Origin of the sequence: Staphylococcus pseudintermedius (genome assembly GCF_001792775.2) — a bacterium.
GTDB lineage: Bacteria > Bacillota > Bacilli > Staphylococcales > Staphylococcaceae > Staphylococcus > Staphylococcus pseudintermedius.
This window is the reverse complement of sequence record NZ_MLGE02000005.1, coordinates 135,972-162,491: the sequence shown is the minus strand read 5'-3', so window position 1 is coordinate 162,491 and position 26,520 is coordinate 135,972. Positions and strand designations below refer to the sequence as shown.

The window sequence follows — 26,520 nt, the reverse complement described above, 5'->3', positions numbered from 1 at the left end:
AAGGAGGGATGATAGAGGTGGATTTTATTAAATTATTAGTGATTGTGTCTTATATTATTATTGGTAGTGTGTTAGGCATACTCTTAATCCCTGCTGTCATGATTGATTTTAATGTCAGTCATCCTCCAATGATGGAGAATAGTTATGTGACGTCGATCATGGGTGTTGCTATCATGTTTTTATTGTTTGGTTGGTTTATCCCCCGTATTGCGTATGCGATGAAAGATTTAGAGCAATTTGTGTTGGGGTATAGTGCTATTGAAATTATCTTCGCAACGATTGGTTTGTTTATGGGGCTACTCATATCTGTCATGATTTCCTTTATTCTTGAGTTTATTGGGACGGATTTGATTAACCGTATCGTCCCTATCCTACTTACATTAAGTTTAAGTTATCTCGGTTTTCAATTTGGTCTGAAAAAACGTGATGAAATGCTGTTGTTTTTACCAGAAAATATGGCGCGTTCGATGGCGATTAATGCCCGCAATGCTGTGCCGAAAATTATTGATACGAGTGCGATTATTGATGGCCGTATTTTAAAAATTATGGAAGCGGGATTTATTGATGGCGAAATTCTCATTCCTCAAGGTGTCATTAATGAGTTGCAAGTCGTCGCGGATGCGAATGATAGTATTAAGCGTGATAAAGGGCGCCGTGGTTTAGAAATTTTAAGTGCGATTCATCTGTCGAAACACCCGACACGTATTATTCACCCGCAACGTACACACCAAGACATTGACGACTTAATTGTAAGGTTAGCGCAACATTATCGCGCGCACGTGATTACAACGGATTATAACTTGAACAAAGTATGCAGCATCCAAGGAATCAAAGTGTTAAATGTCAATGACCTATCTGATGCGATTCGACCTGAGGTGCATCAAGGCGATCGTTTTGACTTGATGATTACAAAAGTTGGGAAAGAGCCTGGCCAAGGTGTCGGTTATTTAGATGACGGCACAATGGTGGTCGTGGATGATGCAAAGCAATACGTGAATGAAACCATTACACTTGAAGTAATCAGTATGTTACAAACTGCATCAGGGCGAATTATTTTTGCGAAGAAGGTGGAAGCATAAATGTCAAATTATCACGTCATTATACCAGCAGCAGGCAAAGGCAGTCGTATGGGACGTCCGTATAATAAACTGTTCATTGAAGTTGCGGGGCGCCGTGTGTTAGAGCATACGCTTTCCGTTTTTCAATCCGATGTACAGTGTGAAGGCATTCATTTGGCGATACACGAGAGAGATCGGGATCAACTTGAGGTATTAACAGGACCATTTTCAAAAGTAAAAAGTTTAGTCGTTGGCGGTGAGACACGTCAAGATAGTATTCATCAAGTGCTGCAAAACGTTGAGTTCACGAATGATGACATTGTCCTTGTGCATGATGGGGCACGCCCGTTTGTCACGCATGACACGATTCATGAGGTAACGGCTGCCATTCGAACATATGGGGCGGCGATTGTCGGTGTGAAGGCAAAAGATACGATTAAACGCGTGTCCGACCAATTTGTGACGGAAACATTGGATCGTGCGACTTTATGGCAAGTGCAGACGCCTCAAGGTGCGACATTTGAACTGCTTGCTTCAGCCTATGACCATGCAAAAACGCAACAAATGATGGGGACGGACGACGCCTCGTTAATTGAAGCTTACGGTCAACGCATTTATATGGTTGAAGGGGATTATGATAATATTAAATTAACGACTGAAGAAGATTTAACATATGCAGAAGCAATTTTAGAAAAAAGGAGTCGACATCATCATGTTTAGAGTTGGATTAGGATACGATGTGCACGCATTTGATGCGACACGCCCTTTAATTATTGGCGGGATTGAAGTGCCACATACGCATGGTTTGAAAGGGCATAGTGATGCAGATGTCTTGTTACATGCGATTACAGATGCGATGTTAGGGGCATGTGCATTAGGTGATATAGGTAAGCTATTTCCAGATACGGATCCACAATTTAAAGATGCAGATTCGAAAAAATTATTAACAGAAGCGTACGCAGAAGTTCAAAAAGAAGGTTATGTCATTAATAATATTGATGCAACGATTATTGCGGAAAAACCGAAATTCCGACCTTATATCGATGAGATGCGCGCAATCATTGCAGGTCTTTTTGCTGTCGATATTAAGCGTGTGAATGTGAAAGCGACGACGAGCGAAAAGTTAGGTTTTACAGGGCGTCAAGAAGGGATTGCCGCTCAAGCGATTGTGTCATTAACGGCAACAACTTAACCTAAGCTGTGATATGCATAAATGGGGATGACATGCTATAATATAACAATTGAACAATGAAACAGGAGTGAACGAAATGAGTAACCGAGTGAGAGTAAGATATGCACCAAGTCCAACAGGCTATTTGCATATTGGGAACGCACGTACGGCATTATTTAACTATTTATTCGCGAAACATTACGATGGTGATTTTGTCATTCGTATTGAAGATACAGATTCTAAACGTAACTTAGCGGACGGTGAATCATCACAGTTCGATAATTTGAAGTGGCTAGGTTTGGATTGGGACGAATCTGTAGACAAAGATAAAGGCTATGGACCTTATCGCCAATCAGAACGTGGTGAAATTTACCAACCTTTAGTCGAGCAGTTATTAGCAGAAGATAAAGCGTATAAATGTTATATGACTGAAGAAGAATTAGAGGCAGAACGTCAAGAACAAATCGCACGTGGTGAAATGCCGCGTTACGGTGGGAAACATGCACACTTGACTGAAGAAGAACGTCAGCAGTTTGAAGCAGAAGGACGCAAGCCAGCAATCCGTTTCCGTGTGCCGCAAAATAAAACATATACGTTTGATGATATGGTGAAAGGGCCTGTCACATTTGAATCTGACAACTTCGGCGACTGGGTCATCGTGAAAAAAGACGGTGTACCAACATATAACTTTGCAGTAGCCGTGGACGATCACTACATGGAAATTTCTGACGTCATTCGTGGTGACGACCACATTTCTAACACACCTAAACAATTAATGATTTACGAAACATTTGGTTGGGAACCACCACGCTTTGCGCATATGACTTTAATCGTTAATGAACAACGTAAAAAATTAAGTAAACGTGACGGTCAAATTTTACAATTTATTGAGCAATATCGCGATTTAGGCTATTTACCAGAAGCGTTATTTAACTTTATCGCATTGTTAGGGTGGTCTCCAGAAGGTGAAGAAGAGATTTTCTCTAAAGACGAATTCATCAAAATCTTCACTGAAAAGCGTTTATCAAAATCACCAGCATTTTTCGATAAACAAAAATTAGAGTGGATTAACAACCAATATATGAAAGAAAAAGATGCGGAAACAGTATTTGAAATGACATTGCCGCATATGATCAAAGCAGGCTTATTACCAGAGTCACCATCAGAAGCGGAGTTAGATTGGGGTCGCAAGTTAGTTGCGCTTTATCAAGAACAAATGAGCTATGCGGGTGAAATTGTACCGTTATCTGAGTTGTTCTTCCGCGATGAAAAAGAGTTGGACGAAGCATCGCAAGAAGTATTGAACGGTGAACAAGTGCCACAATTGATGACAGCATTATACGGTAAGTTAGAAGCTTTAGAAAACTTTGAAGCGGCTGAGATTAAAAAAATCATCAAAGAAGTCCAAAAAGAAACAGGCATTAAAGGAAAGCAATTATTTATGCCAATCCGTGTTGCAGTAACAGGCCAAATGCATGGACCTGAATTACCGAACACAATGGAAGTATTAGGACAAGATAAAGTGCTTCGTCGTATTCAAAGTTTATTATAAAAAAGGGTATGTTCGATTTTCGTACTTGATATCACTTTGAAAATCGACTACTATTAAAGTGGATTTGAATAGAATAAAGGACAAGTAAGCAAACAGCGTGTGAATCAGAGAGTGTACGGTTGGTGAGAGTGCACCACAAAATTTGTTGAATGCACCTTTAGGATGAGAATTGAATAACCAATTGAGTGAGTATATGGATGCAAAGTTTAAGCTTTGAACATGTACTAATTAAGAGTGGAACCGTGCACATATCGCACCTCTGACATATGACATGTTAGAGGTGCTTTTTTCAATTCTGATCACACTTTTTAAGGAGGACAATGAAGCCAAGGAGTGGGTTGTCCGTGAAAGTCGTTTTTCAGTTAGTTTACAAGAATAAGTATTGTCATGCTGTTTGAAGGAGGGGTTAAAGTGTTCCGACGTATGATGGATGATGTCAAAATGGTATTTGAACAAGATCCAGCAGCACGCTCAACGATAGAAGTGATTACAACTTATGCGGGTTTACATGCGGTTTGGAGTCATTTGATTGCACACCGCTTATATCAAAAGAAACGTTATGTACTTGCAAGAGCGATTTCTCAAGCTTCACGATTTTTTACAGGTATTGAAATTCATCCAGGTGCTAAAATTGGGCGCCGTTTATTTATTGACCATGGTATGGGGGTGGTCATCGGCGAAACATGTACTATTGGTGACAATGTGACGATATATCAAGGTGTGACGTTAGGTGGAACTGGTAAAGAAAAAGGGAAGCGTCATCCCGACATTGGTGATAACGTCCTTATCGCAGCAGGTTCTAAAGTGTTAGGTAATATTAAGGTGCATTCAAATGTTAATATCGGTGCTAATTCGGTCGTGCTTCAAGATGTTCCAAGTTATTCTACGGTGGTAGGTATTCCAGGACGTATTGTGAAGCAAGATGGTAGACGTATCGGTAAGACATTCGATCATCTTAACTTGCCAGATCCAATTTATGAGCAACTCAAACAACTAGAACGACAACTTGAACAAACTAAAAATGGAGAGATTAAAGATGATTACATTATATAATACATTAACACGTCAAAAAGAAGTGTTTCAGCCTATCGAACCAGGAAAAGTGAAAATGTATGTGTGTGGCCCAACTGTGTACAATTACATCCATATTGGGAACGCACGTCCAGCGATTAACTATGACGTGGTCCGTCGTTATTTTGAATATAAAGGTTATGAAGTGAATTACGTCTCAAACTTTACTGACGTTGATGATAAATTGATTAAACGTTCACAAGAGTTGGGCGAAACAGTTCCAGAGATTGCGGAACGTTACATTCAAGCCTTTTATGAAGATACAGAGGCCCTGAATGTTAAAAAAGCGACGTCGAATCCGCGCGTGATGGATCATATGGATGACATTATTAAATTTATTAAAAAGTTAGTTGATGAAGGTTATGCATATGAAAGTGGTGGCGACGTTTATTTCAGAACGCGTCAATTTGAAGATTATGGTAAGTTGAGCCATCAGTCGATTGATGATCTGAAAGTCGGTGCACGTATCGAGCAAGGCGAAAACAAAGAAGATGCACTCGACTTCACACTATGGAAAAAAGCGAAACCAGGTGAAATTAGTTGGGAGAGTCCATTCGGTGAAGGCCGTCCGGGGTGGCATATTGAATGTTCAGTAATGGCCTTTGAAAAGCTCGGCCCTACGATTGATATTCATGCTGGGGGAAGCGATTTGCAATTCCCACATCACGAAAACGAGATTGCACAGTCAGAAGCGCATAACCATGAGACGTTTGCGAACTACTGGATGCACAACGGTTTTATTAATATTGATAATGAAAAAATGAGTAAGTCTTTAGGAAACTTCATTTTAGTCCATGACATTATTAAAGAAGTGGACCCAGATGTATTACGCTTTTTCATGATTAGTGTTCATTATCGAAGTCCAATCAACTACAATTTAGAACTTGTTGAAGCAGCGAGAAGTGGTTTGGAACGTATTCGCAATAGTTATCAAGCATTGACGGAACGTGAAACTGTGGCGACGGACTTAACAAATGACGCAACGATGTTAACACAAATTGATGCGATTTTGACGCAGTTTGAGACAGTGATGGACGATGACTTCAACACAGCAAATGCGATTACAGCTTGGTACGATTTAGTGAAGCTCGCGAATAAATATTTATTAGAAGACAATACTTCAACACAAGTGATTCAACGTTTTAAAGAAGTGTTCGCGATCTTTAGTGATGTGCTAGGTGTGCCGTTAACTTCAAACCATGTAGAAGGGTTACTCGACGAAGAGATTGAACGGCTGATTGAAGAACGTAACGCTGCACGTCAAGCAAAAGATTATGCACGTGCTGACGAAATACGTGATCAATTGAAAGCCCAAAACATCATTTTAGAAGATACGCCACAAGGTGTGAGATATAAACGTGGATAAGCCGACAAATGCCAAACTACTCAACCCACTGTCGCTCGCTTATGTCGGGGATGCGGTGCTTGATCAATATGTCCGTACGTATATTATTTTAAAGCTTCAAAGTAAACCGAATCGTCTGCATCAAGAGGCTAAACGATTTGTATCAGCTAAAAGCCAGGCAGTGACGCTAGAACATTTAATCGCGCAAGATTGGTTCAATGAAGAGGAACTTGCGGTTGTGAAGCGTGGACGAAATGCGAAAAGTTATACGAAAGCGAAGAACACAGATGTCCAGACCTATCGAAAAAGTTCTGGTTTAGAAGCGATCATTGGCTTTTTATATTTAGAGCATCAAGAAGAACGATTAGAAGCATTGTTAAAAGTGATTGTTGAAAATGTTGAAGAAAGGCGTTGAAATCCATGGACTCGGAAATTATTGTGGGGCGTCATGCAGTGAGAGAAGCAGTCATATCAGGACATACGATTAATAAAATCTTAATTCAAGAAGGGATTAAGAAGCAACAAATTGAAGAAATTTTAAAAGTTGCGAAATCATCAAAACTCGTTGTCCAAACGGTCCCAAAATCAAAATTAGATCAACTTGCGAATGCACCCCATCAAGGTGTTGCGGCATTCGTTGCACCATATGAATATGCAGACTTGAATCAATTTTTAGCAGAACAAGCGCAAAAAGAAGGCTTGTCCACCGTGTTGATTTTAGATGGGTTAGAAGATCCACACAACTTAGGTTCTATTTTACGAACGGCTGATGCGACAGGTGTGGATGGGATTATTATTCCTAAACGTCGTTCGGTTAGCTTGACGCAAACAGTAGCGAAAGCGTCAACAGGTGCAATTCAGCATGTGCCTGTGATTCGTGTGACAAACTTGTCGCAAACGATGGATGTGTTGAAAGACAAAGGGTATTGGATTGCAGGTGCAGAAGCGAGCAATGCGACAGATTATCGTCAAATGCAAGCCGATATGCCTTTAGCGATTGTCATCGGCAGTGAAGGTCAAGGGATGAGTCGTCGTGTGAAAGAGAAATGTGACTTTTACATTAAAATTCCAATGGTTGGCCATGTGAACAGTTTAAATGCATCGGTCGCAGCGAGTTTGATGATGTATGAAGTGTTTCGTAAACGTCAACCTATCGGCGGTGACAAGTAAATGATGAAGGACTATTACGTAATCATAGATGGTTATAACATGATTGGTCAGTCCCAAAAATTGAGTCGTGTCGCTAAAGAAAGTTTAGAAGAAGCGAGAGAACAATTGCTCATCGAAATTTCCAACTATAGTGCAGTGACAAAAGGTAAAATTGTGTGTGTGTTTGATGCTTATGATCGTGGCACACCACAGTCTGAATATGAGTATCACGGGGTGCATGTCGTATTTACAAAAGAGCACGAAACAGCAGATAGTTTTATCGAACGCTATGTCTATAATATTTATAATAAGCATACGACCCATATTACGGTAGTGACGAGTGATATGAGTGAACAACATGCCATTTTTGGAACAGGTGCTTATCGTTTATCCTCAAGAGAAATGTGGCGCCATTTAAAAGAGAACAAAGAGAGTGTGACCAAATCGATGGACGAATTTGGTGAAATGAAGCCGCGTACACGTATTCAGCTATCAGAAGAGTTGTTATCTGAATTTGAAAAAATAAGACGGGGCAAGTCTCGAGATTAATCGTTTTGCAAGTTGTAGAGAGACACCTTTGACAGATATGATAAGACATCATTGGTCGAAGGTGAGGAAAAGTTTCATGGCACAAATCCCTAATCCAAACGATATTGTTTCAGAAACCATACAACGTGCGCAACAGCAACAACCCGAAGCAATTGAAAAGTTGGTTCACCATATTGAGCGTATCGCGCGAAAAAGTTTTGGTGATTTTAGTGTAGCCCAAGCAGATTGTGATGATTTAGTACAAGACGTTGTTCTCGCAATTTATCAAAAAATACAAAGCGAGCAGTTTTATTTTGGTGTTCCATTCGAACATTACATTAAGCGGACCATTTATCGGCGTAAACTTGACTATCGACGCAAAAAACTGACCCATCAGCGCATTTTTGAAGATTACGTCGATGGCTATGCAATCAGTTATCGAACACAGTTGGCCGAGCAGCAACGCCATAGTCACGAATATCTTCATTATATTCAAGACACGTTACAACAGTTACTTCAACAGTTGAGTGCATTTGAAATGCGCGTGCTAGATTACCTTATTGCAGAATGGCGACCTGCAGAAATTGCACGTGAACTGAATGTTTCAGATAAGAAAGTTTATAATGCGCTGTATCGAATTCGTCAAAAATTGAAAAGTCTCCTCACATAAGAAAGTGGTTTGACAATTGAATGTAAACTTATGTATAGTAAACTGGTATTATAGAAGCAAGGTGAGAAATGTTGAAAAAAGTGCCGTTAAATTGTGAGAAATGTGGCAACCGAAACTATCACGTACCGAAATCACCGAACGTGACGGAGCGATTAATACTGAAAAAGTTTTGTGTGAAATGTAATACGCATACACTTCATAAAGAATCCAAATAATTGGAGGGGAATTGATTATGCCGAAAAAAGAAAGTTTCTTCCAAGGCGTTAAATCCGAAATGGAAAAAACAAGTTGGCCAACAGGGCCCGAGCTTGTTAAGTATACAACAATTGTAGTTATGACTGTATTGTTCTTCTTGTTGTTTTTCTGGGGTTTAGATATCGGAATTGGTCAGTTAATTGAAATGATAAAATAGGAACGAGGAGTTGTCAGCATGTCTGAAGAGCTAGGTGCAAAACGTTGGTATGCAGTACATACCTACTCTGGTTACGAAAACAAAGTTAAAAAGAATTTAGAAAAACGTGTCGAATCAATGAATATGACAGAGCAAATCTTTAGAGTCGTCATTCCAGAAGAGGAAGAAACACAAGTTAAAGATGGTAAAGCGAAAAAACAAATGAAGAAAACATTTCCGGGTTATGTTTTAGTTGAACTTGTGATGACTGACGAATCTTGGTACGTCGTTAGAAATACACCTGGTGTGACAGGTTTCGTAGGATCAGCAGGTGCAGGGTCAAAACCGAATCCATTGTTACCAGATGAAGTCCGTTTCATCCTGAAACAAATGGGAATGAACGAAAAATCTATCGATGTTGAAGTTGAGTTAGGTGAACAAGTGCGCATTACGTCTGGACCGTTCGCAAGTCAAGTCGGTGAAATACACGAAATTGAAGCGGACAAGTTTAAATTGACGGTTCTCGTAGACATGTTCGGAAGAGAGACGCCTGTAGAAGTTGAATTCGATCAAATCGAAAAACTTTAATTGTAGTATAATATGTTACAAAAAATGTGTTGTATTAAGTTAACGCAAATGTTATAATAACGAGGTCGCGCATTCATAGCGCTACATTTCGTCACGAAATGTTAAGAGTGGGAGGGCAAAAATGAGCCCTGTGACCACATCACGATATCAAGGAGGTGCACATCGTGGCTAAAAAAGTAGAAAAAGTAGTTAAGTTACAAATTCCAGCAGGTAAAGCAAACCCAGCACCACCAGTTGGTCCTGCATTAGGTCAAGCCGGTGTGAACATTATGGCTTTCACAAAGGAATTTAACGCACGTACACAAGAACAAGTGGGTTTAATTATTCCAGTTGAAATTTATGTATATGAAGACCGTTCATTTACATTCATTACAAAAACACCACCTGCAGCAGTTTTACTTAAAAAAGCAGCAGGTATTGAAAAAGGTTCTGGTGAACCAAACAAAAACAAAGTTGCAACTGTAACTAAAGATCAAGTACGTGAAATTGCTAACACTAAAATGCCTGACTTAAACGCTGCTGACGAAGAAGCAGCTATGCGTATCGTTGAAGGTACTGCACGTAGTATGGGTATTGTTGTTGAGTAATAATCAACATATTGACAATTAACAAAATGATACGATAAATTTTCGAAAACGAACGCAGGTAGGCCTATGATTAATGACATATTTCATCATTCTGTGCGTATTGACGCAAAGGGCTATCTGCGCTCAACTTGCTATTAAGGCAAGTTAACGTGGGAGGACATTCCGATAAAACCACTAAAGGAGGACAAAAAATGGCTAAAAAAGGTAAAAAGTATCAAGAAGCTTTAAATAAAGTTGATCGCCAAGCACTTTACACTGTAGAAGAAGCAATTCGTTTAGCTCAAGAAACGTCTATCGCTAACTTCGATGCATCAGTAGAAGTTGCATTCCGTTTAGGTATCGATACACGTAAAAACGATCAACAAATCCGTGGTGCAGTAGTATTACCACACGGAACTGGTAAATCACAACGTGTATTAGTATTCGCTAAAGGTGATAAAATTGCTGAAGCAGAAGCAGCAGGTGCTGACTATGTAGGCGATGCTGAATACGTAAACAAAATCCAACAAGGTTGGTTCGACTTTGATGTTGTTGTTGCAACACCAGACATGATGGGTGAAGTTGGTAAATTAGGTCGTGTATTAGGACCTAAAGGTTTAATGCCAAACCCTAAAACTGGTACAGTAACAATGGACGTTAAAAAAGCTGTTGAAGAAATCAAAGCTGGTAAAGTTGAATACCGTGCTGAAAAAGCAGGTATCGTTCACGCTTCTATCGGTAAAGTTTCATTTGAAACTGAAAAATTAGTTGAAAACTTCAAAACTTTACAAGATGTGTTAACAAAAGCAAAACCATCTTCAGCTAAAGGTACTTACTTCAAATCTGTTGCAGTGACAACTACAATGGGTCCTGGTATCAAAGTAGATACTGCAACTTTCAAACTATAATTCAATGCGCACTTAATGATTGACACTTAGTTTAATCATTAAGTGCATCATAAAATATAAAAAAGGTTGACGAATGACGCGAAAACCTTTATATTAAATTCTGTTGAATATTTTACCTAAGACAGTAGGAGTTCATAAAGAACTTAAAACAACATCCTACCGAGGCTAAAATGGACTTGAACGTTAACGCATTCAAGCACTTTTTGCCGTGGGTAAAAAGTGTTTTTTTAATTTAAGTGTCCACTTAATTATAAAAGCACCCAAAACTTATCTATGGAGGTGTCAAAATGTCTGGAATCATTGAAGCGAAAAAACAACAAGTTGATGTGATTGCTGATCAACTTAAAGGTTCTGTTTCTACAGTAGTTGTTGACTACCGTGGTTTAACAGTAGCAGAAGTAACAGAATTACGTAAGCAATTACGTGAAGCAAATGTTCAGTACAAAGTGTACAAAAACACAATGTTACGTCGTGCAGCTGAAAAAGCTGGTATTGAAGGCTTAGACGAGTTCTTAACTGGTCCTACAGCAGTCGCATTCACAACTGAAGATGTGGTTGCACCAGCTAAAGTTATCGCTGGATTCGCTAAAGAACACGAAGCTTTAGAAATCAAATCAGGTATCATGGAAGGTAGTGTCATCACTGCTGACGAAGTGAAAACTGTTGGTTCATTACCATCACACGAAGGTCTTGTATCTATGCTTCTTTCTGTATTACAAGCACCAATGCGCAACTTCGCTTATGCGGTTAAAGCTGTTGGAGAAAGCAAAGAAGAGAACGCAGAATAATTAATCAATTAAAAAATTAATCAATTGGAGGAAAATAAACATGGCTAATCAAGAGCAAATCATTGAAGCAATTAAAGAAATGTCAGTTTTAGAATTAAACGACTTAGTAAAAGCAATTGAAGAAGAATTTGGTGTAACTGCAGCAGCACCAGTTGCAGTAGCAGGTGCAGCAGGCGGAGACGCAGCAGCAGAAAAAACTGAATTCGACGTTGAATTAACTTCAGCTGGATCATCAAAAATCAAAGTTGTTAAAGCAGTTAAAGAAGCAACTGGTTTAGGCTTAAAAGACGCTAAAGAATTAGTTGACGGTGCTCCAAGCATCATCAAAGAAGCTATGCCTAAAGAAGAAGCTGAAAAACTTAAAGCTCAATTAGAAGAAGTTGGCGCTTCAGTAGAATTAAAATAATTCATTGATAAGTGAAAAACCCGCTATTACGTAATAGCGGGTTTTTGAATATTAAACAATAAAGAGGTGCAACGCCTATGAGTCATTACTATGATGCACATCCCGATGCAGCAACAGACGAAAAAGAAATTACATACGCATATCAACAACATCAACTCCATCTCACTACAGATGCAGGCGTTTTTTCTCGAGATCAAGTCGACTTTGGCTCTGATCTGCTCGTTCATACATTTTTGAATGCACATCCTCCAGGTCAAAAGAAGACGATAGTGGATGTAGGGTGTGGTTATGGACCTATCGGATTAATGCTCGCTAAAGTCGCGCCACACGATCATATTACCATGTTAGACGTCAATCATCGTGCATTAGGTTTGGCAGAGAAAAATGCACAGCGCAACCAACTATCGAATGTGACAATCCAAGAAAGTGATGGCTTATCACAGGTTGCTAACGAGACACAGCATTATGTTGTCACAAACCCGCCTATTCGTGCAGGGAAGAAAGTGGTCCATCAAATTTTCGTTGATGCGCATCGTGTTCTTGAAGCAAATGGTGAATTGTACGTCGTGATTCAAAAGAAACAAGGCATGCCATCCGCGAAGAAAAAAATGGAAGTTGTTTTTGGCAATGTCGAATCAATTAAAAATAGTAAGGGCTATCATATTTTAAAAAGCGTTAAATCTTGATTTTAATGCTTGTTTATGGTATAGTCGTAAGATGAAATAATTATGTTCAATAAGTGTGTACTTTTACGGTTAAAGTTTCATTGTAACATTTCAAAATAAGACTTATAGAATAGAAAATGGTGTCATCGTTTTATGTGCTACCGTTTTCTTTTTGTCTTGTTACATGATGAGGGCTGAAAAGTGTTCGCACAATTTTTGAGGGGTGAATCTGTTTGGCAGGTCAATTTGTCCAATATGGAAGACATCGTAAACGTAGAAACTACGCAAGAATTTCGGAAGTTTTAGAGTTACCAAACTTAATTGAAATTCAAACGAAATCGTATGATTGGTTCTTAAAAGAAGGTTTATTAGAAATGTTCCGTGATATTTCTCCTATTGAAGACTTCACGGGTAATCTTTCATTAGAATTTGTTGATTATAGATTAGGTGAACCGAAGTATGATTTAGAAGAATCAAAAAACCGTGATGCTACTTATGCGGCGCCATTACGTGTGAAAGTTCGTTTAATCATTAAAGAAACAGGCGAAGTGAAAGATCAAGAAGTATTTATGGGTGATTTCCCATTGATGACAGAAACGGGTACTTTTGTGATTAACGGGGCAGAACGTGTTATCGTATCACAATTAGTTCGTTCACCATCTGTATACTTCAATGAAAAGTTAGATAAAAATGGACGCGTGAATTATGATGCGACAGTGATTCCTAACCGTGGTGCTTGGTTGGAATACGAAACAGATGCAAAAGATGTCGTTTATGTGCGTATCGACAGAACGAGAAAGTTACCATTAACAGTATTATTACGTGCGTTAGGTTATTCAACAGACCAAGAAATCATTGAATTAATTGGGGATAACGAATATTTACGTAATACATTAGAAAAAGATAGCACAGAAAATACAGAACAAGCGTTACTTGAAATTTATGAACGTTTACGTCCGGGTGAACCACCAACTGTAGAAAACGCAAAAAGCTTATTATATTCACGTTTCTTTGACCCTAAACGTTATGATTTAGCAAGCGTTGGACGTTATAAAGCAAACAAAAAATTACATTTAAAACACCGCCTATTCAATCAAAAATTAGCTGAACCTATCGTTAATACAGAAACAGGTGAAATTGTTGCCGAAGAGGGCACTGTTTTAGATCGTCGTAAATTAGATGAAATTATGGACGTTCTTGAAACAAACGCGAATGCACAAGTCTATGAGCTTCCAAATAGTATCATTGATGAGCCTGTAGAAATTCAGTCTATTAAAGTTTATGTACCAAATGATGATGAAGAACGTACAACAACAGTTATCGGTAATGCATTCCCAGATTCAGAAGTGAAATGTATTACACCGGCTGATATTGTGGCATCTATGTCATACTTCTTCAACTTATTACATGGTATTGGTTACACAGACGATATCGACCACCTTGGTAACCGTCGTCTACGTTCAGTAGGTGAGTTGTTACAAAACCAATTCCGTATCGGTTTATCAAGAATGGAACGTGTGGTACGTGAAAGAATGTCAATCCAAGATACAGATTCTATCACACCGCAACAATTAATTAATATTCGCCCAGTAATTGCGTCAATTAAAGAGTTCTTTGGTAGCTCTCAATTATCTCAATTCATGGACCAAGCGAACCCACTTGCTGAGTTGACACACAAACGTCGTCTATCAGCATTAGGACCTGGTGGTTTGACGCGTGAACGTGCACAAATGGAAGTACGTGACGTCCACTACTCTCACTATGGTCGTATGTGTCCAATCGAAACACCTGAGGGTCCAAACATTGGTTTAATCAACTCGTTATCAAGTTATGCACGTGTGAACGAATTTGGCTTTATCGAAACACCATATCGTAAAGTCGATATCGAAACAAACACGATCACTGACCAAATCGACTACTTAACTGCTGATGAAGAAGACAGTTACGTTGTCGCACAAGCGAACTCACGTCTTGATGAAAACGGTCGCTTTATTGATGATGAAATTGTGTGTCGCTTCCGTGGTAACAACACAACAATGGCTAAAGAAAAAATGGACTACATGGACGTATCACCGAAGCAAGTTGTATCTGCTGCGACAGCGTGTATCCCATTCTTAGAAAACGATGACTCTAACCGTGCGTTAATGGGTGCGAACATGCAACGTCAAGCGGTACCATTGTTAAACCCTGAATCTCCATTTGTAGGAACAGGTATGGAACACGTTGCTGCACGTGACTCAGGCGCTGCTGTGATTTCTAAATATCGCGGTCGTGTTGAACATGTGCAATCAAGCGAAATTTTAGTACGTCGTTTAGTTGAAGAAAACGGTCAAGAAGTCGATGGTACGTTAGATCGTTATCCATTAGCGAAATTCAAACGTTCAAACTCTGGTACATGTTATAACCAACGTCCAATCATTGCAAAAGGTGACATTGTAGAAAAAGGTGAAATCCTTGCTGATGGTCCTTCAATGGAACTTGGTGAAATGGCATTAGGTCGTAACGTTGTCGTTGGTTTCATGACTTGGGACGGTTACAACTACGAGGATGCCGTTATCATGAGCGAACGTTTAGTTAAAGACGATGTGTATACGTCTATTCATATTGAAGAGTATGAATCTGAAGCACGTGACACTAAACTTGGACCTGAAGAAATTACGCGTGATATTCCAAACGTATCTGAAAATGCACTGAAAAACTTAGATGATCGAGGTATCGTTTACGTTGGTGCAGAAGTTAAAGACGGCGACATTTTAGTAGGTAAAGTAACGCCTAAAGGTGTAACGGAATTAACTGCTGAAGAACGTTTATTACATGCCATCTTTGGTGAAAAAGCACGTGAAGTTCGTGATACATCATTACGTGTACCTCATGGCGCTGGCGGTATTGTACTTGATGTTAAAGTGTTCAATCGTGAAGAAGGCGATGATTCACTTTCACCAGGTGTCAACCAGCTCGTACGTGTGTACATTGTTCAAAAACGTAAAATTCATGTAGGGGACAAAATGTGTGGTCGTCACGGTAACAAAGGTGTCATCTCTAAAATTGTTCCTGAAGAAGACATGCCGTACTTACCAGACGGTCGTCCAATCGATATCATGTTGAACCCACTCGGTGTACCATCTCGTATGAACATCGGACAAGTTTTAGAGCTTCACTTAGGTATGGCGGCTAAAAACTTAGGAATCCATGTTGCATCACCAGTATTCGATGGTGCGAACGATGATGACGTATGGTCTACAATTGAAGAAGCAGGTATGGCACGTGATGGTAAAACTGTTCTTTACGATGGACGTACAGGTGAACCATTCGACAACCGTATCTCTGTAGGTGTGATGTACATGTTGAAACTTGCACACATGGTTGATGACAAGCTTCACGCACGTTCTACAGGACCTTACTCACTTGTTACACAACAACCGCTTGGTGGTAAAGCACAATTCGGTGGACAAAGATTTGGTGAGATGGAGGTATGGGCACTTGAAGCATACGGTGCGGCATACACATTACAAGAAATTCTCACATACAAATCAGACGACACAGTAGGCCGTGTGAAAACTTACGAAGCTATCGTTAAAGGTGAAAACATCTCAAGACCAAGTGTTCCAGAATCATTCCGTGTATTGATGAAAGAATTACAAAGTTTAGGTCTTGACGTTAAAGTGATGGACGAACAAGATAACGAAATTGAAATGCGTGACTTAGACGATGATGATATTCCAGATCGCAAAGTCAACATGCAACCGTCAAGTGTTCCAGAATCACAAAAAGAATTTAACGAACAATGATGAATTGTAGATAGATTAAGCGGAATAGAAACGCTTGATGAAGCTTGCGTTTGTATTCAAATATCACACTTTGAATGCAACAAGTGTGATGTGCGATTAATCGTTTCGGCAATGTGCTCGGAATCCAACGAGAGGGGTTGGGTTTCGATGCATGCCCGATACTGCAACATTTTTAAGATAAATTGTAAATCAATCAACTAGCACAGTTAATTTAAACTAAAGGAGGTAGGCTCCTTGATTGATGTAAATAAATTCCATTACATGAAAATAGGACTCGCTTCACCTGAAAAAATTCGTTCTTGGTCATATGGTGAGGTCAAAAAGCCAGAAACAATTAACTACCGTACGTTAAAACCAGAAAAAGATGGTCTTTTCTGTGAAAGAATTTTCGGACCAACAAAAGACTGGGAATGTAGTTGTGGGAAATATAAACGTGTACGCTATAAAGGTATGATTTGTGACCGTTGTGGTGTTGAAGTTACAAAATCAAAAGTACGTCGTGAACGTATGGGACACATTGAGTTAGCAGCACCTGTGTCTCACATTTGGTACTTCAAAGGGATTCCAAGCCGTATGGGTCTCTTATTAGACATGTCACCACGTGCATTAGAAGAAGTGATTTACTTTGCTTCATACGTTGTGGTTGATCCAGGCCCAACAGGTTTAGAGAAGAAAACATTACTTTCAGAAGCAGAATTCCGTGATTACTATGACAAATTCCCTGGTCAATTTACTGCCAAAATGGGTGCAGAAGGGATTAAAGACTTATTAGAAGAAATCAACTTAGATGAAGAGTTGAAAATGCTTCGTGATGAGTTAGAATCTGCGACTGGTCAACGTTTAACACGTGCCATTAAACGTTTAGAAGTTGTGGAATCATTCCGTAACTCTGGCAACAACCCAGCGTGGATGATTTTAGATGTACTACCAATTATTCCACCTGAGATCCGTCCAATGGTACAACTTGATGGTGGCCGTTTTGCGACAAGTGACTTAAATGATTTATATCGTCGTGTCATCAACCGTAACAACCGTTTAAAACGTTTATTAGATTTGGGTGCGCCTGGCATCATCGTACAAAACGAAAAACGTATGTTACAAGAAGCTGTTGACGCATTAATCGATAACGGTCGTCGTGGTCGTCCAGTAACAGGTCCAGGTAACCGTCCGCTTAAATCACTTTCACACATGTTGAAAGGTAAACAAGGTCGTTTCCGTCAAAACTTACTTGGTAAACGTGTAGACTATTCTGGTCGTTCAGTTATCGCGGTAGGACCAAACTTGAAAATGTATCAATGTGGTCTACCAAAAGAAATGGCATTAGAATTGTTCAAGCCGTTTGTCATGAAAGAACTTGTACAACGTGAAATTGCGACAAACATCAAAAACGCGAAAAGTAAAATTGAGCGTACAGAAGATGAAGTTTGGGATGTATTAGAAGATGTGATTATCGAACACCCAGTATTACTTAACCGTGCACCAACATTACACAGATTGGGTATCCAAGCGTTCGAGCCGACTTTAGTTGAAGGCCGTGCGATCCGATTACACCCACTTGTAACTACAGCTTATAACGCCGACTTTGATGGTGACCAAATGGCGGTTCACGTACCTTTATCAAAAGAAGCACAAGCTGAAGCACGTATGTTAATGCTTGCCGCTCAAAACATCTTGAACCCTAAAGATGGTAAACCAGTTGTGACACCGTCTCAGGACATGGTTTTAGGTAACTATTACTTAACATTAGAGCGTAAAGATGCAGTCAATACGGGTATGATGTTCAATGATACAAATGAAGTGATTAAAGCTTATGCGAATGGGCACGTTCACTTGCATACGCGTATCGGTGTTCAAGCGTCATCATTCAACAACCCAACATTTACCGAAGAGCAAAATCGCAAAATCTTAACAACTTCTGTAGGTAAAGTGATCTTTAACGAAATTATTCCAGATTCATTTGCATACATTAACGAACCAACAGCGACGAACTTAGAAAAGAGTACACCTGATAAATATTTCGTTGATGCATCTGAACTTGGAGAAGGTGGCTTAGCTGAATACTTTGAAAACACTGAACTCGTGCCACCATTCAACAAAAAATTCTTAGGAAACATTATCGCAGAAGTGTTCAATCGCTTCAGCATTACAGATACGTCTATGATGCTTGACTTAATGAAAGACTTAGGTTTCAAATATTCTTCAAAAGCAGGTATTACAGTTGGTGTAGCTGACATCGTGGTATTACCTGATAAACAAGAGATTTTAGACGAGTCTGAGAAATTAGTTGAACGCGTCCAAAAACAATTTAACCGTGGTTTATTAACAGAAGAAGAACGTTACAATGCGGTTATTGAAATTTGGACAAATGCGAAAGATAGAATCCAAGCGAAATTGATGAAGTCTCTTGATAAGACGAACCCAATCTTCATGATGAGTGACTCTGGTGCCCGTGGTAACGCCTCTAACTTTACGCAACTTGCTGGTATGCGTGGTTTAATGGCCGCGCCATCAGGTAAAATTATCGAACTTCCAATCACATCATCATTCCGTGAAGGTTTAACGGTGTTAGAGTACTTTATCTCTACTCACGGTGCGCGTAAAGGTCTTGCCGATACAGCACTTAAGACTGCCGACTCAGGTTACTTAACACGTCGTCTCGTTGACGTTGCTCAAGACGTTATCGTACGTGAAGAAGACTGTGGTACGGATCGTGGTTTACTCGTTTCAGATATCAAAGAAGGTACAGAAATGATCGAACCATTTATCGAACGTATTGAAGGTCGTTATTCTAAAGAAACAGTACGTCATCCAGAGACAGACGAAATCATCATTCGTCCGGATGAATTGATTACACCTGAAATTGCGAAAGAGATTACGGATGCAGGTATTGAAGAAATGTACATCCGCTCTGCATTTACATGTAACACACGTCACGGTGTATGTGAAAAATGTTACGGTAAAAACTTAGCAACTGGTGAAAAAGTAGAAGTCGGTGAAGCAGTCGGAACTATCGCTGCACAATCAATCGGTGAACCAGGTACACAGTTAACAATGCGTACGTTCCATACAGGTGGGGTAGCCGGAAGCGATATCACGCAAGGTTTACCTCGTATCCAAGAGATTTTCGAAGCACGTAACCCTAAAGGTCAAGCAGTGATTACTGAAATTGAAGGTGTCATTGATAACATCACAGTAGGTAAAGACAGACAACAAGAAATCGTTGTTAAAGGTGCTAACGAAACACGTTCTTACCTTGCATCAGGAACATCACGTCTGAAAGTCGAAATCGGTCAATCAGTTGCACGTGGTGAAGTCTTAACGGAAGGTTCAATCGAGCCGAAAAACTTCCTGTCTATCGCTGGTTTAACAGCAACAGAAGAGTACTTACTTAAAGAGGTACAAAAAGTTTACCGTATGCAAGGTGTAGAAATCGACGACAAACACGTTGAGGTTATGGTACGTCAAATGTTACGTAAAGTGCGTATCATTGAAGCTGGTGACACGAAATTATTACCAGGTTCACTTGTTGACATCCACAACTTCACAGATGCAAACCGTGAAGCGTTTAAAGAGCGTAAACGTCCAGCAACTGCCAAACCAGTATTGCTTGGTATTACAAAAGCGTCTCTTGAAACAGAAAGCTTCTTATCTGCAGCATCATTCCAAGAAACAACACGTGTCTTAACTGACGCAGCGATTAAAGGTAAACGTGATGATCTTCTCGGTCTTAAAGAGAACGTTATTATCGGTAAGCTAATCCCTGCAGGTACAGGTATGAAACGTTACAGTAAAGTTGATATTGAAAAGGATGAAGTGACACAGCCAGGTCTTGAAAATCAAGTGACTGTGGAATAACTTTTCATTTCCAGTGAGTTGAACAGAAGTCATCAATATCGGTGACTTCTTGTTCGAACTGACTGTGAAAATCTTCAACAAAATCACAGAATATTTTCGAATAACTGTTGACGAACGATTTGCTAAAATGATAATATAGTAAAGGTTGATGCAAGCAGTACTTTGGAGGATATGTAAATGTCTAATGAAAAAGTCACACGCTTTGACAAACAAGCCTACGTGGTTGGTCTTAAGGAGACGTTAAAAGCGCTTCGTAATCAACGCGTAAACAAACTGATTATCGGCGAAGATGTGAATGTGCATTTGCTCGCGCGCGTGTTAAGCTTTGCCAATCAAAATATGATACCTATCGAATTCTTCTCAAGTCGACAAGCACTTGGAGAATATGTTGGTATAAATGTAAAGGCGACAGTCGTTGCTTTGCTCAAGTGAGATTAGTAAGTATGATGCTTACTAAATTTTATTTAACCCAAAAATGAACCACCTGGATGTGTGGGATTAAGAAATGAAGAGAGGAGGAAACTTGAATGCCTACTATTAACCAATTAGTACGTAAACCAAGACAAAGCAAAACTAAAAAATCTGATTCACCAGCTTTAAATAGAGGTTTTAACAGTCAAAAGAAACAATTCACTAAATTGAATTCTCCACAAAAACGTGGCGTATGTACACGTGTGGGTACAATGACTCCTAAAAAACCAAACTCAGCGTTACGTAAATATGCGCGTGTGCGTTTATCAAACAACATCGAAATCAACGCATACATCCCTGGTATCGGACACAACTTACAAGAACACAGTGTTGTACTTGTACGTGGTGGACGTGTAAAAGACTTACCTGGTGTGCGTTACCATATCGTTCGTGGTGCATTAGATACGTCAGGTGTTGACGGTCGTATGCAAAGCCGTTCATTATACGGTACTAAAAAACCTAAAAAATAAGATTAAAAGATTGTAAAAATCTCATTTAATCATGATGAAAGAAATCAAATATACTATAATAGGAAGGGAGGACTTGTATTATGCCTCGTAAAGGATCAGTACCTAAAAGAGATGTGTTACCAGATCCAATTCACAACTCTAAGTTAGTAACAAAATTAATCAACAAGATTATGTTAGATGGTAAGCGTGGAACTGCTCAACGTATTCTTTACTCAGCATTCGACTTAGTTCAAGAACGTTCTGGTCGTGATGCAATGGAAGTTTTCGATGAAGCAATCAACAATATTATGCCAGTACTTGAAGTTAAAGCTCGCCGTGTAGGTGGTTCAAACTACCAAGTACCTGTAGAAGTTCGTCCAGAGCGTCGTACTACTTTAGGTTTACGTTGGTTAGTAAACTATGCGCGTCTTCGTGGTGAAAAAACTATGGAAGAGCGTTTAGCTAACGAAATCTTAGACGCAGCTAACAACACTGGTGGTGCAGTTAAGAAACGTGAGGACACTCACAAAATGGCTGAAGCGAACAAAGCATTCGCTCACTACCGCTGGTAAGATATTTGCGAATTCCCTGAGCAATTTCTGTATAGTGCCATCAACCTGCTTTTTAGCCGTTGATTGAACAGTTCTATACATGCTTAGGGTAAAGCTATATCTAATCATATAATCCTATATTCTGGAAGGAGAAAGAATACCCATGGGAAGAGATTTTTCTTTAAAGAACACTCGTAATATCGGTATCATGGCGCACATCGATGCTGGTAAAACGACGACGACTGAACGTATTCTTTATTACACTGGACGTATCCACAAAATTGGTGAAACACATGAGGGTGCTTCACAAATGGACTGGATGGAACAAGAGCAAGACCGTGGTATTACGATCACTTCAGCGGCTACAACTGCTGAATGGAAAAATCACCGTGTAAACATCATCGACACACCTGGGCACGTAGACTTCACTGTAGAAGTTGAACGTTCATTGCGTGTACTTGATGGTGCGGTAACAGTTCTTGACGCGCAATCAGGTGTAGAACCTCAAACTGAAACAGTTTGGCGTCAAGCAACAACTTACGGTGTACCTCGTATCGTATTTGTAAACAAAATGGACAAAATCGGTGCTAACTTCGATTACGCTGTAAGCACTTTACATGACCGTTTACAAGCCAATGCTGCACCAATTCAATTACCAATCGGTGCTGAAGATGAATTCTCAGCTATCATTGACTTAGTAACAATGAAATGTTTCAAATACACGAACGATTTAGGAACTGAAATTGAAGAAACTGAAATTCCTGAAGACTATCGTGAGCGCGCTGAAGAAGCACGTGAAGCATTGATTGAAGCTGTTGCTGAAACAAATGAAAGCTTAATGGAAAAAATCTTTGAAGAACAAGAAATCACTGTTGATGAGCTTAAAGACGCAATCCGTCAAGCAACAACAGATGTTGAGTTCTACCCAGTACTTTGTGGTACAGCATTCAAAAACAAAGGTGTTCAATTAATGTTAGACGCAGTAATTGACTACCTTCCATCACCTTTAGACGTTAAACCAATCGTTGGTCATCGTGCGGATGATCCTGATGAAGAAGTTATCGCTAAAGCGGACGACGATGCAGAATTCGCTGCATTAGCATTTAAGGTTATGACTGACCCTTACGTTGGTAAATTAACTTTCTTCCGTGTTTACTCTGGTACTTTAACTTCAGGTTCATACGTTAAAAACTCAACTAAAGGTAAACGTGAACGTGTAGGTCGTATTTTACAAATGCACGCCAACTCACGTGAAGAAATCAGCACTGTATATTCTGGTGATATCGCAGCAGCTGTAGGTCTTAAAGACACTGGTACAGGTGATACACTTTGTGGAGAGAAAAATGACATCATCCTTGAGTCAATGGAATTCCCAGAGCCAGTTATTCACTTATCAGTTGAACCTAAATCAAAAGCAGACCAAGATAAAATGACTCAAGCGCTTGTGAAACTTCAAGAAGAAGACCCTACTTTCAAAGCGCACACAGATGAAGAAACTGGTCAAGTTATCATTGGTGGTATGGGTGAACTTCACCTTGACATCATTGTTGACCGTATGAAGAAAGAATTTAATGTAGAAGCAAACGTGGGTGCACCAATGGTATCTTACCGTGAAACATTCAAATCTTCTGCAGCCGTTCAAGGTAAATTCTCTCGTCAATCTGGTGGTCGTGGTCAATATGGTGACGTTCACATTGAATTCACACCAAATGAAACAGGCGCAGGTTTCGAATTCGAAAACGCTATCGTTGGTGGTGTTGTTCCTCGTGAATACATCCCATCAGTTGAACAAGGTCTTAAAGACGCAATGGAAAATGGTGTATTAGCTGGTTATCCATTAATCGATGTTAAAGCTAAATTATTTGATGGTTCATACCATGATGTCGATTCATCTGAAATGGCCTTCAAAATTGCTGCATCTTTAGCACTTAAAGAAGCTGCTAAAAAATGTGATCCAGTTATCTTAGAACCGATGATGAAAGTCACTATCGAAATGCCTGAAGAATACATGGGTGACATCATGGGTGACGTTACTGCTCGTCGTGGACGTGTAGATGGTATGGAACCACGTGGTAACGCACAAGTTGTTAACGCTTATGTACCACTTTCAGAAATGTTCGGTTACGCAACTTCATTACGTTCTAACACGCAAGGTCGCGGTACTTACACTATGTACTTCGATCACTATGCAGAAGTACCTAAATCAATTTCTGAAGAGATCATTAAAAAGAACAAAGGTGAATAATTCATCATCTTAGTTTGACACGTCGCCCTTGAGGGTAACTCAAATAGCGACTGGTTTTTAAATTGATTTTTTCCAAGAAATGATTTATAAAGGAAATAACATTATCTATCTCATGTTGGTGAGTAACTTTCATGAGAGATATTAAAATAATAATTCTTAATCAAAGAGGAGAGATTTCATAATGGCAAAAGAAAAATTCGATCGCTCAAAAGAACATGCCAATATTGGTACTATCGGTCACGTTGACCATGGTAAAACAACTTTAACAGCTGCAATCGCAACTGTATTAGCAAAACATGGTGACTCAGTTGCACAATCATACGACATGATTGACAACGCTCCAGAAGAAAAAGAACGTGGTATCACAATCAATACTTCACACATCGAGTACCAAACTGACAAACGTCACTATGCACACGTTGACTGCCCAGGACACGCTGACTATGTTAAAAACATGATCACTGGTGCTGCACAAATGGACGGTGGTATCTTAGTAGTATCTGCTGCTGATGGTCCAATGCCACAAACTCGTGAGCACATTCTTTTATCACGTAACGTTGGTGTACCAGCATTAGTTGTATTCTTAAACAAAGTTGACATGGTAGACGACGAAGAATTATTAGAATTAGTAGAAATGGAAGTACGTGACTTATTATCTGAATACGACTTCCCAGGTGATGACGTACCTGTAATCGCTGGTTCAGCATTAAAAGCTTTAGAAGGCGATGCACAATACGAAGAAAAAATCTTAGAATTAATGGAAGCTGTAGACACTTACATTCCAACTCCAGACCGTGACTCAGACAAACCATTCATGATGCCTGTTGAGGACGTATTCTCAATCACAGGTCGTGGTACAGTTGCTACTGGTCGTGTTGAACGTGGTCAAATCAAAGTTGGTGACGAAGTAGAAATCATCGGTTTAACTGAAGAATCTTCTAAAACAACTGTTACTGGTGTAGAAATGTTCCGTAAGTTATTAGACTACGCTGAAGCTGGTGACAACATTGGTGCTTTATTACGTGGTGTTGCACGTGAAGACATCAACCGTGGTCAAGTATTAGCTGCTCCTGGTTCAATCACACCACACACAAAATTTAAAGCGGAAGTTTACGTATTATCAAAAGACGAAGGTGGTCGTCATACACCATTCTTCTCTAACTACCGCCCACAATTCTATTTCCGTACTACTGACGTAACTGGTGTTGTAAACTTACCAGAAGGTACTGAAATGGTAATGCCTGGCGATAACGTTGAAATGGAAGTTGAATTAATTTCTCCAATCGCTATCGAAGACGGTACTCGTTTCTCAATTCGTGAAGGTGGACGTACTGTAGGATCAGGCGTTGTAACTAACATCGAACAATAATCTATCACAAATATAGATAAAAAAGAGTTGGCCTCGGCCAGCTCTTTTTTTATAGCCTGTAAAGTTGAAAAGGGGGATATTTGCGTCCATTTTTAGACACTGCTTTAAAACTTTACTCAACTTCTCTAATTTCTTCATTAATATCCTCATAATCAATTTCAGCCTCTGTGAAAGAACGATAATTGACTGGAAAATGTTGTGTCAGCGTCTCAAAATCTTGAATTTCGACGTTAGCTGCTTCAATGTGAAAATCTAATACATGTCCACCGAATGTTCGTGCATCATCGGCAAAGTGAATATGAAAGCCACCAGCGCCAATGCCATGAAACAGTTCGGGTGTATAAAAGCCAATGAGTGTGCCTGAAATATTGGATCGTGTATACTCGGGTTGTTGCTGAGCGGATTCAATTAAGCGACGGTATGGAGGGGTCTGTCCCGGTATCATTCTCACATGCATATGTTGAAATGTTCCAGTGATTTTGACTGCTGAAAAGGCATTTTGACTACGCATTTTGGTGCGGACCTGTGATAATGCATGTTGTGCGGATTGATTGGTCGTTTTAAACGTATGATGTGCTCGGAATCGTGTGATCGTCGCGAAAGGCGTCAGTTCTTCTCCAGTGAGTTGCGTGAATTCGTTTTGCGCATTGGCGTGAAATGCTTGGCCGTCTATAAAAATGACTTCACCATCCGATCCAGCTAACGTGCCTAAACCCGCATCACCTTGTTTGAGGATGTCTTGAATTGTTGCAGTGCCTTCTAATAATCCTGCCATGAGTGTACCCAGTGTCCCATGTTGATAGAGTATATCTCCCATCGTAACATTCCTTTCAGTGTGAAATTTTATAGAGAAAAGGAAACGGAGCCGGGACATCAAGTTTTCCCAGCCCCATTTCAACGAATTATAGATTGATTATTTATTAATGATTTTAAAAC

General features: G+C 39.7%; 26 protein-coding genes and 1 other annotated feature. Of the genes, 25 read left to right on the top strand and 1 reads right to left on the bottom strand.

Going from position 1 to position 26,520, the window contains the following annotated elements; all coding sequences use genetic code 11:
• Positions 1-17 precede the first annotated feature (17 nt).
• The 25 genes from BJK46_RS05925 (at position 18) to tuf (ending at position 25,584) form a co-directional block, all read left to right on the top strand.
• Positions 18-1,079 carry a PIN/TRAM domain-containing protein gene (locus BJK46_RS05925; RefSeq protein ID WP_014614768.1) on the top strand — a complete coding sequence of 354 codons (1,062 nt, stop codon included), beginning with the start codon at positions 18-20 and terminating at the stop codon, positions 1,077-1,079.
• Positions 1,080-1,778, top strand: a complete 699-nt coding sequence (gene ispD / locus BJK46_RS05920; RefSeq protein WP_014614767.1) for a 2-C-methyl-D-erythritol 4-phosphate cytidylyltransferase — start codon at positions 1,080-1,082, stop codon at positions 1,776-1,778.
• Positions 1,771-2,250 carry a 2-C-methyl-D-erythritol 2,4-cyclodiphosphate synthase gene (gene ispF / locus BJK46_RS05915; RefSeq protein ID WP_014614766.1) on the top strand — a complete coding sequence of 160 codons (480 nt, stop codon included), beginning with the start codon at positions 1,771-1,773 and terminating at the stop codon, positions 2,248-2,250. Before ispD ends, ispF begins: the two co-directional genes overlap by 8 nt.
• 76 nt (positions 2,251-2,326) lie before the next feature.
• Positions 2,327-3,781: a glutamate--tRNA ligase gene (gltX, locus tag BJK46_RS05910; protein ID WP_037543943.1), complete on the top strand. Its 1,455-nt coding sequence runs from the start codon at positions 2,327-2,329 to the stop codon at positions 3,779-3,781.
• A gap of 387 nt (positions 3,782-4,168) precedes the next feature.
• Positions 4,169-4,834, top strand: a complete 666-nt coding sequence (cysE, locus tag BJK46_RS05905) for a serine O-acetyltransferase (protein WP_172425792.1) — start codon at positions 4,169-4,171, stop codon at positions 4,832-4,834.
• Positions 4,818-6,218 carry a cysteine--tRNA ligase gene (gene cysS / locus BJK46_RS05900; RefSeq protein WP_014614763.1) on the top strand — a complete coding sequence of 467 codons (1,401 nt, stop codon included), beginning with the start codon at positions 4,818-4,820 and terminating at the stop codon, positions 6,216-6,218. The genes cysE and cysS overlap by 17 nt, the downstream gene beginning before the upstream one ends.
• Positions 6,211-6,612 carry a Mini-ribonuclease 3 gene (locus BJK46_RS05895; protein WP_014614762.1) on the top strand — a complete coding sequence of 134 codons (402 nt, stop codon included), beginning with the start codon at positions 6,211-6,213 and terminating at the stop codon, positions 6,610-6,612. The genes cysS and BJK46_RS05895 overlap by 8 nt, the downstream gene beginning before the upstream one ends.
• 5 nt (positions 6,613-6,617) lie before the next feature.
• Positions 6,618-7,367: a 23S rRNA (guanosine(2251)-2'-O)-methyltransferase RlmB gene (gene rlmB, locus BJK46_RS05890; RefSeq protein ID WP_014614761.1), complete on the top strand. Its 750-nt coding sequence runs from the start codon at positions 6,618-6,620 to the stop codon at positions 7,365-7,367.
• A gap of 3 nt (positions 7,368-7,370) precedes the next feature.
• Positions 7,371-7,895 carry an NYN domain-containing protein gene (locus BJK46_RS05885; protein ID WP_031253855.1) on the top strand — a complete coding sequence of 175 codons (525 nt, stop codon included), beginning with the start codon at positions 7,371-7,373 and terminating at the stop codon, positions 7,893-7,895.
• Positions 7,896-7,971: 76 nt separating this feature from the next.
• Entirely contained in the window at positions 7,972-8,544 is a 573-nt protein-coding gene (locus BJK46_RS05880; protein ID WP_014614759.1) for an RNA polymerase sigma factor, read from the top strand.
• Between the two features lie 71 nt (positions 8,545-8,615).
• Positions 8,616-8,759 carry a 50S ribosomal protein L33 gene (rpmG, locus tag BJK46_RS05875; protein ID WP_075773636.1) on the top strand — a complete coding sequence of 48 codons (144 nt, stop codon included), beginning with the start codon at positions 8,616-8,618 and terminating at the stop codon, positions 8,757-8,759.
• A gap of 17 nt (positions 8,760-8,776) precedes the next feature.
• Positions 8,777-8,956 (top strand): preprotein translocase subunit SecE, encoded by a 180-nt coding sequence (secE, locus tag BJK46_RS05870; RefSeq protein ID WP_014614757.1) that lies wholly within the window; start codon positions 8,777-8,779, stop codon positions 8,954-8,956.
• A gap of 18 nt (positions 8,957-8,974) precedes the next feature.
• Positions 8,975-9,523 (top strand): transcription termination/antitermination protein NusG, encoded by a 549-nt coding sequence (gene nusG, locus BJK46_RS05865; protein ID WP_014614756.1) that lies wholly within the window; start codon positions 8,975-8,977, stop codon positions 9,521-9,523.
• A 164-nt stretch (positions 9,524-9,687) separates the two neighbouring features.
• On the top strand, positions 9,688-10,110 hold the full coding sequence (gene rplK, locus BJK46_RS05860) for a 50S ribosomal protein L11 (protein WP_014614755.1): 423 nt from the start codon (positions 9,688-9,690) through the stop codon (positions 10,108-10,110).
• Between the two features lie 191 nt (positions 10,111-10,301).
• On the top strand, positions 10,302-10,997 hold the full coding sequence (gene rplA / locus BJK46_RS05855; RefSeq protein WP_014614754.1) for a 50S ribosomal protein L1: 696 nt from the start codon (positions 10,302-10,304) through the stop codon (positions 10,995-10,997).
• A 97-nt stretch (positions 10,998-11,094) separates the two neighbouring features.
• Positions 11,095-11,235 (top strand) — a sequence feature (ribosomal protein L10 leader region).
• Positions 11,236-11,284: 49 nt separating this feature from the next.
• Entirely contained in the window at positions 11,285-11,785 is a 501-nt protein-coding gene (gene rplJ / locus BJK46_RS05850; RefSeq protein WP_014614753.1) for a 50S ribosomal protein L10, read from the top strand.
• Positions 11,786-11,825: 40 nt separating this feature from the next.
• A complete protein-coding gene (gene rplL, locus BJK46_RS05845) occupies positions 11,826-12,191 on the top strand; it encodes a 50S ribosomal protein L7/L12 (protein WP_014614752.1) in 366 nt (121 codons plus the stop codon).
• A gap of 77 nt (positions 12,192-12,268) precedes the next feature.
• A complete protein-coding gene (locus BJK46_RS05840) occupies positions 12,269-12,877 on the top strand; it encodes a class I SAM-dependent methyltransferase (protein WP_099994885.1) in 609 nt (202 codons plus the stop codon).
• Between the two features lie 212 nt (positions 12,878-13,089).
• Positions 13,090-16,644 (top strand): DNA-directed RNA polymerase subunit beta, encoded by a 3,555-nt coding sequence (gene rpoB, locus BJK46_RS05835; protein WP_014614750.1) that lies wholly within the window; start codon positions 13,090-13,092, stop codon positions 16,642-16,644.
• Positions 16,645-16,878: 234 nt separating this feature from the next.
• Positions 16,879-20,499, top strand: a complete 3,621-nt coding sequence (gene rpoC, locus BJK46_RS05830) for a DNA-directed RNA polymerase subunit beta' (protein WP_014614749.1) — start codon at positions 16,879-16,881, stop codon at positions 20,497-20,499.
• A 177-nt stretch (positions 20,500-20,676) separates the two neighbouring features.
• Positions 20,677-20,931: a ribosomal L7Ae/L30e/S12e/Gadd45 family protein gene (locus BJK46_RS05825; RefSeq protein ID WP_014614748.1), complete on the top strand. Its 255-nt coding sequence runs from the start codon at positions 20,677-20,679 to the stop codon at positions 20,929-20,931.
• Between the two features lie 95 nt (positions 20,932-21,026).
• Positions 21,027-21,440, top strand: a complete 414-nt coding sequence (rpsL, locus tag BJK46_RS05820; RefSeq protein ID WP_014614747.1) for a 30S ribosomal protein S12 — start codon at positions 21,027-21,029, stop codon at positions 21,438-21,440.
• 80 nt (positions 21,441-21,520) lie between these two features.
• Positions 21,521-21,991: a 30S ribosomal protein S7 gene (gene rpsG / locus BJK46_RS05815; RefSeq protein ID WP_014614746.1), complete on the top strand. Its 471-nt coding sequence runs from the start codon at positions 21,521-21,523 to the stop codon at positions 21,989-21,991.
• A 142-nt stretch (positions 21,992-22,133) separates the two neighbouring features.
• On the top strand, positions 22,134-24,215 hold the full coding sequence (gene fusA, locus BJK46_RS05810) for an elongation factor G (protein WP_014614745.1): 2,082 nt from the start codon (positions 22,134-22,136) through the stop codon (positions 24,213-24,215).
• Between the two features lie 181 nt (positions 24,216-24,396).
• Entirely contained in the window at positions 24,397-25,584 is a 1,188-nt protein-coding gene (gene tuf / locus BJK46_RS05805; RefSeq protein WP_014614744.1) for an elongation factor Tu, read from the top strand.
• 112 nt (positions 25,585-25,696) lie between these two features.
• Here the strand turns inward: tuf and budA are convergent, their stop codons facing one another.
• Positions 25,697-26,401: an acetolactate decarboxylase gene (budA, locus tag BJK46_RS05800; protein ID WP_103263673.1), complete on the bottom strand. Its 705-nt coding sequence runs from the start codon at positions 26,399-26,401 to the stop codon at positions 25,697-25,699.
• Positions 26,402-26,520 lie beyond the last annotated feature (119 nt).